Source organism: Thermus sp., from assembly GCF_039793865.1.
GTDB lineage: Bacteria > Deinococcota > Deinococci > Deinococcales > Thermaceae > Thermus.
Map to the genome: position 1 here is coordinate 1 of NZ_JBAMMI010000030.1, position 8218 is coordinate 8218.

The 8218-nt window shown below is 68.7% G+C and carries 7 protein-coding genes; 1 reads left to right on the plus strand and 6 read right to left on the minus strand.

The annotated features are described in order from the left end of the window. On the minus strand, positions 1 to 2429 hold a 2429-nt coding region (gene dnaE, locus ABJK26_RS02930), incomplete at its 3' end, for a DNA polymerase III subunit alpha (protein WP_347240734.1). Positions 2430 to 2475: 46 nt separating this feature from the next. Here dnaE and ABJK26_RS02935 point away from each other — a divergent pair. Beyond that, the gene (locus ABJK26_RS02935) at positions 2476 to 3036 is read left to right on the plus strand and encodes a 5-formyltetrahydrofolate cyclo-ligase (protein WP_347240735.1); all 561 of its coding nucleotides are present in this window, start codon (positions 2476 to 2478) and stop codon (positions 3034 to 3036) included. On the opposite strand, the gene ABJK26_RS02940 is transcribed toward ABJK26_RS02935, so the two are convergent. From ABJK26_RS02940 to dnaX, 5 genes are all read right to left on the minus strand, one after another. Continuing rightward, positions 3033 to 3947: a 2-oxoacid:ferredoxin oxidoreductase subunit beta gene (locus ABJK26_RS02940; RefSeq protein WP_347240736.1), complete on the minus strand. Its 915-nt coding sequence runs from the start codon at positions 3945 to 3947 to the stop codon at positions 3033 to 3035. The two genes, ABJK26_RS02935 and ABJK26_RS02940, sit on opposite strands and share 4 nt — an antisense overlap. A 1-nt stretch (position 3948) precedes the next feature. Next, positions 3949 to 5799 (minus strand): 2-oxoacid:acceptor oxidoreductase subunit alpha, encoded by a 1851-nt coding sequence (locus ABJK26_RS02945; protein WP_347240737.1) that lies wholly within the window; start codon positions 5797 to 5799, stop codon positions 3949 to 3951. A gap of 69 nt (positions 5800 to 5868) precedes the next feature. After that, positions 5869 to 6336, minus strand: coding sequence for a phosphohydrolase (locus ABJK26_RS02950; RefSeq protein ID WP_347240738.1), 468 nt, complete (start codon positions 6334 to 6336; stop codon positions 5869 to 5871). Between the two features lie 2 nt (positions 6337 to 6338). Further along, on the minus strand, positions 6339 to 6620 hold the full coding sequence (locus tag ABJK26_RS02955; RefSeq protein WP_347240739.1) for a metal-sensitive transcriptional regulator: 282 nt from the start codon (positions 6618 to 6620) through the stop codon (positions 6339 to 6341). Between the two features lie 7 nt (positions 6621 to 6627). Further along, positions 6628 to 8205: a DNA polymerase III subunit gamma/tau gene (gene dnaX, locus ABJK26_RS02960; RefSeq protein WP_347240740.1), complete on the minus strand. Its 1578-nt coding sequence runs from the start codon at positions 8203 to 8205 to the stop codon at positions 6628 to 6630. Between the last annotated feature and the right edge of the window lie 13 nt (positions 8206 to 8218).

Here is an 8218-nt window from a genome sequence, read left to right on the forward strand (position 1 = left end):
TTGGCGAAGGCCTCCAGCATGTCAAAGAGGCGGTTGGCCTCCTCCTCGGGCACGCCCCGCTCCTTGGCCCCCCGGACGAAGCGCTCCCGGTGTTTCTGCATTTCTTCCACCTTCTTCTTCCCCATGGCCCTCCTGAGGAGGTCCGCCTCCCCCAGGGAGTACCCCGCCACGGCCGAGGCGATCTGCATGATCTGCTCCTGGTAGACGGGGATGCCGTAGGTCTCGTCCAGGATGGGCCTGAGGTGCTTCTCGGCGTGGGGAAACTCGCTGTAGCTCACGGGCTCCAGCCCGTGGTGGCGGCGGATGTAGGTGGGGATGTGCTCCATGGGGCCCGGGCGGTAGAGGGAGACCAGGGCGATGATGTCCTCCACCCGCCTGGGCTTCAAGCCCCGCACCGTGGCCGTCATGCCCCCGGACTCCAGCTGGAAGACCCCCTTGGTCTCGCCCCGGGACAGGAGCTCAAAGGTCTTGGGGTCGTCCAGGGGGAGGCGGTCGTAGTCCAGCTCCACCCCCCGGGATTCCCGGATAATGCGCTTGGCCTCGTCCAGAAAGGTGAGGGTGCGGAGGCCCAGGAAGTCCATCTTCAAAAGGCCCAAGGCCTCCACCGCCCCCATGTCGTACTGGGTCACGGGCCGCCCCTCTTGGTCGCGCATGAGGGGGACGAGGTCGGTGAGGGGCTCGGCGGCGATCACCACCCCGGCGGCGTGGACGGAGGCGTGGCGGTTCAGGCCCTCGAGGCGCATGGCCACCTCGAGGACCTCCCGCACCTTGGGGTCCCTCTCCATCTCCGCCCTGAGCTCCGGCACCACCTGAATGGCCTCCTGGAGGGGCTTGGGCTTCCCGAACTGCACCGGGATGAGCTTGGCGAGCTCCTCCGCCCGCTTGTGGGGGATGCCGTAGACCCGGGCCACGTCCTTGAGGGCGGCCTTGGAGGCGAGGCTTCCCAGGGTGCCGATCTGGGCCACCCTGTCCTCGCCGTAGCGCTCCCGCACGTACTGGATCACCCGGTCCCTCTCCCGGTCGGAGAAGTCGGTGTCGATGTCGGGCATGGAGACCCGCTCCGGGTTCAGGAAGCGCTCAAAGAGGAGGCCAAAGCGCAAGGGGTCAATGTTGGTGATGCCCACGGCGTAGGCCACCAGGCTCCCGGCGGCGCTTCCCCGCCCAGGCCCCACGGAGATGCCGTTTTTCCGGGCCCAGTTGATGTAGTCCTGCACGATGAGGAAGTAGCCGGGAAAGCCCATGCGCTCAATCACGGAAAGCTCGTAGAGGGCCCGGTGGAGGATGGCCTCCGCCGTCCACTCCCTCACCCCCTCTAGGGGGGGAAGCCCGGCCTTTAGCCCCTCCCAGGCCGCCTCCTCCACCTGGGCCAAGGCCCAGGCCAGGGCCTCCCCATCCCCGTGGGGGGGAAGCTTCCCGAGCCTGCGCAAGACCTCCCGGTAAAAGCCCTCCGTGATCCGGTCCGGGTAGCGCCTGAGGAGGCCCTTGAAGGTGAGCTCCCTTAGGTACTGGGCCTCGGTGCGCCCCTCGGGGAGGGGGAAGCGGGGGATGCGGTAGACCATCTTGTCCCCGATGGGGAGGTCCACGTTGCACATCCGGGCGATCTCCACGGTGTTGTCAAAGGGCTCGTCCCCCCACTCCGCCTCGGGGAGCATGGCCCGCATCTCCTCGGGGGTCTTCACGTAGAACTCGTCGCAGGGAAAGCGCCAGCGCTCGGGGTCGTCCAGGTTGGCCTTGGACTGGATGGCGAGGAGGACCTCGTGGGCGCGGGCGTCCTCTCTTTTCACGTAGTGGCCGTCGTTGGTGGCCACCATCCCGAGGCCGTACTTCCTGGCGAACTCCTTGAGGACCTCGTTGACCTTCCTTTGCTCGGGGAGGCCGTGGTTTTGGATCTCTATGAAGAAGCGGTCGCCGAAGATGGAGAGGTACTCCTCAAGCCGGGCCTCCGCCAGGTCCAGGCGGTCTTGGAGGATGAACTGGGGGATCTCGGCCCCCAGGCACCCCGAGAGGGCGATGAGGCCCTCGGCGTGCTCCCTCAGGATCTCCCGGTCAATGCGGGGCTTCTCGTAGAAGCCTTCCAGATAGGCCCGGCTCGCCAGGCGCACCAGGTTCTGGTACCCCTTGAAGTCCTTGGCGAGGAGGGTGAGGTGGAAGTAGCCCCCGTCTAGGCCCTTCCCCCGCTTGCGGTCAAAGCGGCTTTCCGCCGCCACGTAGGCCTCATAGCCCAGGATGGGCTTGATGCCCATTTCGGTGGCCTTCTTGTAGAACTCCACCGCCCCGAAGAGGTTGCCGTGGTCGGTGATGGCCAGGGCGGGGTCCTCGGGGGTGGTCTCCTTCACCCAACGGAGGAGGTCGGAGAGCTTGGCCGCCCCGTCCAGGAGGGAAAACTGGGTGTGCTGGTGCAGGTGGGCGAAGCGGAGCTTGCGGCCCATGGTCCCCAGTTTACGGCCTGCTACCCTATGGGGGGGACGGGAGCGCATGACCTTAGGAGAGCTTCGCGAGGAGGTCTGGAACTTCCTGGCCCGCCACGACCTGGCCCTCCACCCCACGCCCCCCCACGGCCACCACCCGAACTTCCTGGGGGCGAGGCGGGCGGCGGAACGGCTCATCAAGACCCCGGAGTTCCAGGGGGCGAGGCGAATCCTCGCGGGTATGGACGCCGTCCTCAAGCCCCTTAGGGAGGAGGCGCTTCGCCAGGGCAAGGAGGTCCTCCTCCCCCATCCCGACCGGCCCGGGGAGTTTCTGCTCCTAAAGGACGTGGACCCGAGGCGGCTCAAGCGGGTGCGGGAGGCCTACCGCTTCGGGGCCCGGGTGGCCCTGGAGGAGGCCCCGCCGGACCTTGTCCTCATCGGGGCGGTGGCCGTGGACGAGGAGGGGGGGTGGGTGGGCAAGGGCTACGGCTTTCCCCAGGACTGGCTTAGGGTGGAAGCCCCCTTCGCCACCCTGGCCCACCCGGTGATGGTCTACCCCCGCCTCCCCGTGACCCCTGAGCGCCGGGTGGACCTCATCGCCACCCCCCAGAGGCTCCTTCGGTTTTAGAGGGCGAACTCCCGGAGGAGGCCCTCGAGGTCCAGGGCCTCTCGCGGCCCCTCCGCCGGGTAGGCCTCGGGGTAGCGGGGGAGGTAGGCCTTTAGGCGCTCCTCAAAGGTGGGCACCTCCGCCTTCCAGAAGACCCCCACCGGGATCCGCTCCCCCCACTCCAGGGCTTTTTCCTGGAACATGGCCATCTTGCGATCCAACTCCTCCGGGGAAAGCCCTTCGGGGACGTGGGGGTCGTAGCCCTCTTCCTGAAGCCTATAAAGCCTCGGGGCGAACCACTCCTTGGTGTGCAGGTCGTTGTAGGTGGGGCAGGGCTGGAGGACGTGGAGGAAGGCGAGGCCCCGGTGGGCGATCCCCTCCTTGATGAGCTCCTTCAGGCCCCTCACGTCGTAGGCGTAGCCCCGGGCGATCCAGGTGTAGCCGGCGGAGAAGGCCAGGAGCAGGGGATTGATCCGCCCCTGGGGGTTCGGCTTGGGGAGGCTCTTGGTCTTCTCCCCAAGGCCTAAGGTGGGCCCGGCCTGGCCCTTGGTGAGGCCGTAGACCTCGTTGTCGTAGAGGATGTAGAGGAGGTCCACGTTTCTCCGCCCCGCGGCCACGAAGTGCCCGGCGCCGATCCCGAGCCCGTCCCCGTCCCCGCCCACGGCCACCACGGTGAGGTGGGGGTTGGCGAGCTTGGCCCCTTGGGCGATGGGCAGGACCCGGCCGTGGAGGGTGTGAACCCCGTAGACGTTGAGGTAGTGGGGGGTCTTGGCCGAGCAGCCGATACCCGAGAAGACCGCCGTCTGACTGGGATCCCGTTTCAGCTCAAAGAGGGCCATCTGGAGCGCGGAGAGGATGCCGTAGTCCCCGCACCCTGGGCACCAGTCGGGCTGTTTTTCCGCCTTGTAGTCCGCAAGCTTGAGCTCCAGCATCCTAGACTCCTTTCCTGAGCACGAGCCTTTCCGGGGCCTGGCCCTCCTTCACCGCCTTCAGGGCCTCCACGGCCTCGTCCAGGGTGATGGGCCGGCCGTTGTACTTCACCACCCGGTGGTGGACCTTCTTCAGGGTTTGCTGCTGCACCAGGTCGGCGAGCTGGCCCGAGTAGTTGTGCTCCACCGTGACCAGGGTTTTCCCCTCGAGGAGGGGGGCGATCTCGGGGAAGGGCCAGAGGAGGCGGAGGTGGAGGTAGCCCACCCCGGGAAGGTGGTCCAGGGCCTCGAGGAGGGTCCCCTTCACCGTCCCCCAGCCCAAGACCAGCACCTCCCCGTCCCGGAAGAGGGTGTACTGGTCCTCCTTGGGGATCTCCTTCCGGGCGGTTTGGAGCTTTTGCATCCGCTTCTCCATCTGGGTTTCCCGGAGGACGGGGTCCTCGGTGATGTGGCCCAGGGGGTCGTGCTCGTCGGAGGTTATCCAGTAGAAGCCCCCAGGGGTGCCGATGGGGATGAAGGGGGAAAGGCCGTCCTCTCCTGGGGCGTAGCGCTCGTAAGGCCCGAAGCCCTCCCTGGGGGGAAGGCGCTTCTCCCCGTTTAGGGAAAGCACCTTAAAGGCCTCCTTGGGAAGGCTTTGGGCCAGGGAGGCCAGGAACTTGTCCAGGAGGTGGACCACCACCGTCTGGTAGCGCCAGGCCCAGGCGAGGGCCTTCTGGGCATCCAAAAAGGCGTCCAGGATGTCCCCGGAGGCCAGGACGAGCCTCGGGTACTCCCCGTGCCCCCCCCTTATGGCGAACCAAAGGTCCCCCTGCTCCGTGCGGGTGGGAAGCCCGGTGCTGGGCCCGCCCCGCTGGTAGAGGGTCACCACCAAGGGCGCCTCAATCATCCCGGCGAAGCCCATCCCCTCGGCCATGAGGCTGAAGCCGGGGCCGCTGGTGGCGGTGGCGGCCTTGGCTCCCGTGAGGGCGGCTCCTACGGCCATGGTCACGGCGGCGATCTCGTCCTCGGTCTGCACCACGGCCACATCGGCCCCCGGGAAGGCGGTGTGGGCCTCGAGGTAGACGCTCTCGTCCGTGGCGGGGCTTATGGGGTAGTAGGTCTGGAAGCGGAGCCCCCCGGCGAGCTTGCCCAGGGCCGCCGCCTGGGCCCCGGTGAGGTAGACCCGGCCCGGCTCGTAGCCGTTGGCCTTTAGGTTCAGGGAAAGCCTCGGAACCTCCTCTTTGTAGACCGCCTCGGCCACCTTCTGGTTGAGCTCCAGGACCTTCCCCTTAAACTGCAGGGCCAACGCCTCCAGAAGGGGCTCCAGGGGGTAGTCCAGGAAGTGGAGGCTCGCCGCCACGGCGATGGTGTTCAGGGTGCGCCGGGCCTGCAGGGAGGGCACCCCGAGCTCGGCCCCGATGCGGTCCGCCACCTCCTCGTAGGGGTACGGGAGGGGCTGGACCCCCGCCTCCACGTAGGCTTGAAGGATCTCCTTGAGGCCCGGGTCCAGCTTGCCGAAGCGCCGGGAGAGGGCCTCCGCCACCCGGTGGTCCAGCATGGGGAGCTTGGAGAGGGTGAGGTCCAGGACCTTGGGATCGTAGAGGAGCACCCCCCCCTCCCGCACCTCCTCCAGGTGGCGGGCCAGGGTCTCCCCGTCCAGGGCCACCAGGAAGTCCACCTTTTCCCGGAAGGCCTGGACGGGTTTTCGCGAAAGCCGCACGTCCAGGTAGGAGTGCCGCCCCATGATGTTGGAGTGGTACTCCCGCTTGGTGGCCACCCACCACCCGCCCTTGCCCATGGCCCGGGCAAAGAGGGTGGCCGCCGTCTCTATCCCGCCCCCTTGGGGGCCGCCCACGCGCCAGGTGAACTCGTCCATAACCCCTCCTCCGTTCTCCGATACCCTACTCCTTATGAGGCGGGGTTGGCTAGGGGCGTTCGTACACCCCTACTCTTCCCCGTCCGCCAGGTGAAGCCTCCGCCCCCAGAGGCTTTGGGGGGCGTGGTGCTCCAGGACCAAGGCCCGCACCCTTGGATCGGGGATCCGCTCCGCGGCGTAAAGGGGGTGGTGGCGGCGCACCTGGAAGGCGCCCACAAGCCCCCGGCGCAAAGGGTAAGGAGGCACGGGCGGGGCGTAGAGCCCGGTGAGGACCCGCTCCCAGGGGCGGTAGGGCCTCAGGGCCTTTCCGGCGTCGTGCAGGAGGGCAGCCCGCACGGCGAAGTCGGGGGCCTCGGGGTAGCGGGCGAGGAGCCTTTTCGCCACCCGCACCCCGTGGGCCCGGTCCCGGGGGTCCATGGCGAGGTAGAGCTCCCGCTCCTCCCCTTCCAGGAAGCGTAGGGCGAAGGGGTCGTCGGGGGCCTCCCGGGAGAGGAGGGCCTTTAGAAGCCTCCCAAGCCGCCGGAAGAACCGGGGCACGGCTAGATGAACTTCTTCAGCATGGTGGCGATCTCCTCGGGCTTCTTGGGGTCCACCTTGCCCTCGGAGACCTCGGCGGCGCAGACGTTCAGGAACTCGTGCAGGATCAGGGTGGCCGCGGCCTCCATGGCCTTCTTGGTGGCGGTAATCTGGGTGAGGACCTCGTCGCAGGGGCGGCCCTCCGCCACCATCTTCTGCAGGCCCCGCACCTGGCCCTCTATGCGCCGAAGCCGCTTGAGGATGTTCTCCACGGTGTCCTGCCCAAGCTCGGTGGTCCGGGTCATGGGCCCATTATATACCGCTACCCCCTATGCCTTCTTCGCTAAGGGGTTCCTCGGCCTCCGGGGCCTTGGGCTTACGCACCCAAAGGAGCTTCCCCCCGAGGATTCGGCCGAGGCGGGCCAGGACCTCCTGAGGGTCTTCTTCCCGGTCCTCCTCGGGAGGAGGGGGCTCGGGCCTCGAGGCCTCCTTTTGGGGGCCAGGCGCCTCGAGGCGGGGGCCCTCCCGCCCGGAGGCGGGGTCTAGGCCCCTAGGCCCGGGGGTTTTTTTTTCCAGGAGGAAGGCCAGGTCCTCCACCCCGAAGTGGGTCCGGGCCAGGGGCAGGAGGACCTCTTTTTGTTCCTCGGCCTTTCTTTGGTGGAAGGCCTTGTTCTCGGGGAAGCGGAGGAGGAGGGTGCCCCCGGAGACCTCCGGCCTCGCCTCCCGCACGAAGGCCCGGAGGGTGGGCTTCAGGGCCTCCAGGAAGGCCCGCCACCGCCCGCCGAGGTCCACCGCCTCCCCCTTCCCGGGAGGCGGGGTGGGAGCCGGGGGAGGGGGCCCGGGGAGGGGGGCCTCCTCCGGCCGGGGCGGGGAGGGCTTGGGAAGGGCCTGGAGGAGGGCGGCCTCGAGGCCGAGGAGGTCGGAGCGCCGGGCGAGCCTCTCCAGGGCCTCGTCCAAGGCGGTGAGGGCCCGGAGGAGGGCCTCAGGGGGGGCCGAGAGGGCCACCCCCCCAAGGCCGTAGGCGGCGTAGAGCCCCTCCCTCAAGACCTCCATGAGCCCCTGGACCAGGCTCCTCGGGGCGAAGCCCTGGGCGTAAAGCCGCCTGGCCTCGGCCAGGGCCCCCCCCACCTGCCCCCCGGCCAAAGCCTGGGCCAGGCGCAGGAGGGCCTCCCTGGGGGGAAGGCCCAGGGCCTCCTCCACCCGGGCCCGGGTGAGGGGGCCCGGGAGGAGGAGGCGGTCTAGGAGGCTTTCCGCGTCCCGCATGGCCCCGTCCGCCAGGCGGGCCACGAGGAGAAGGGCCTCCTCCTCGGCCTCCCGGCCCAGGCCCTCGAGGATGCGCTTGAGCTTAGAGGCGATCTCCTCCTCGGTGAGGCGGCGGAAGCGGTAGTGCTGGGTGCGGGAGAGGATGGTGGGGGGCATCCTCTCGGGCTCGGTGGTGGCGAAGACGAAGAGGACGTGGGGCGGGGGCTCCTCCAGGGTCTTGAGGAGGGCGTTGAAGGCGCTCTTGGAGAGCATGTGGGCCTCGTCCAGGATGAAGACCTTCCTGGGGGCGGAAAGGGGGGCGAGGAGGATCCTCTCCCTTAGCTCCCGCACGTCCTCCACGGAGTTGTTGCTGGCGGCGTCAATCTCCACCACGTCGGGGTGGGCGCCCCTCTGCACCGCCTGGCAGTGGGCGCAGGCCCCGCAGGGGCGCTCCTCGGCCTCGCACCCCACCGCCATGGCGAGAAGCCTCGCCGTGGTGGTCTTGCCCACCCCCCGGGGCCCGGAGAAGAGGTAGGCGTGGGCGAGCCTTCCCTCCCGGATGGCCCTGAGGAGGGGTTCCTTCACGTGCTCCTGGCCCACCACCTCCTCAAAGGTGAGGGGGCGGAAGCGGCGGTAGAGGGCGCTCACAAAGGCTAGTATA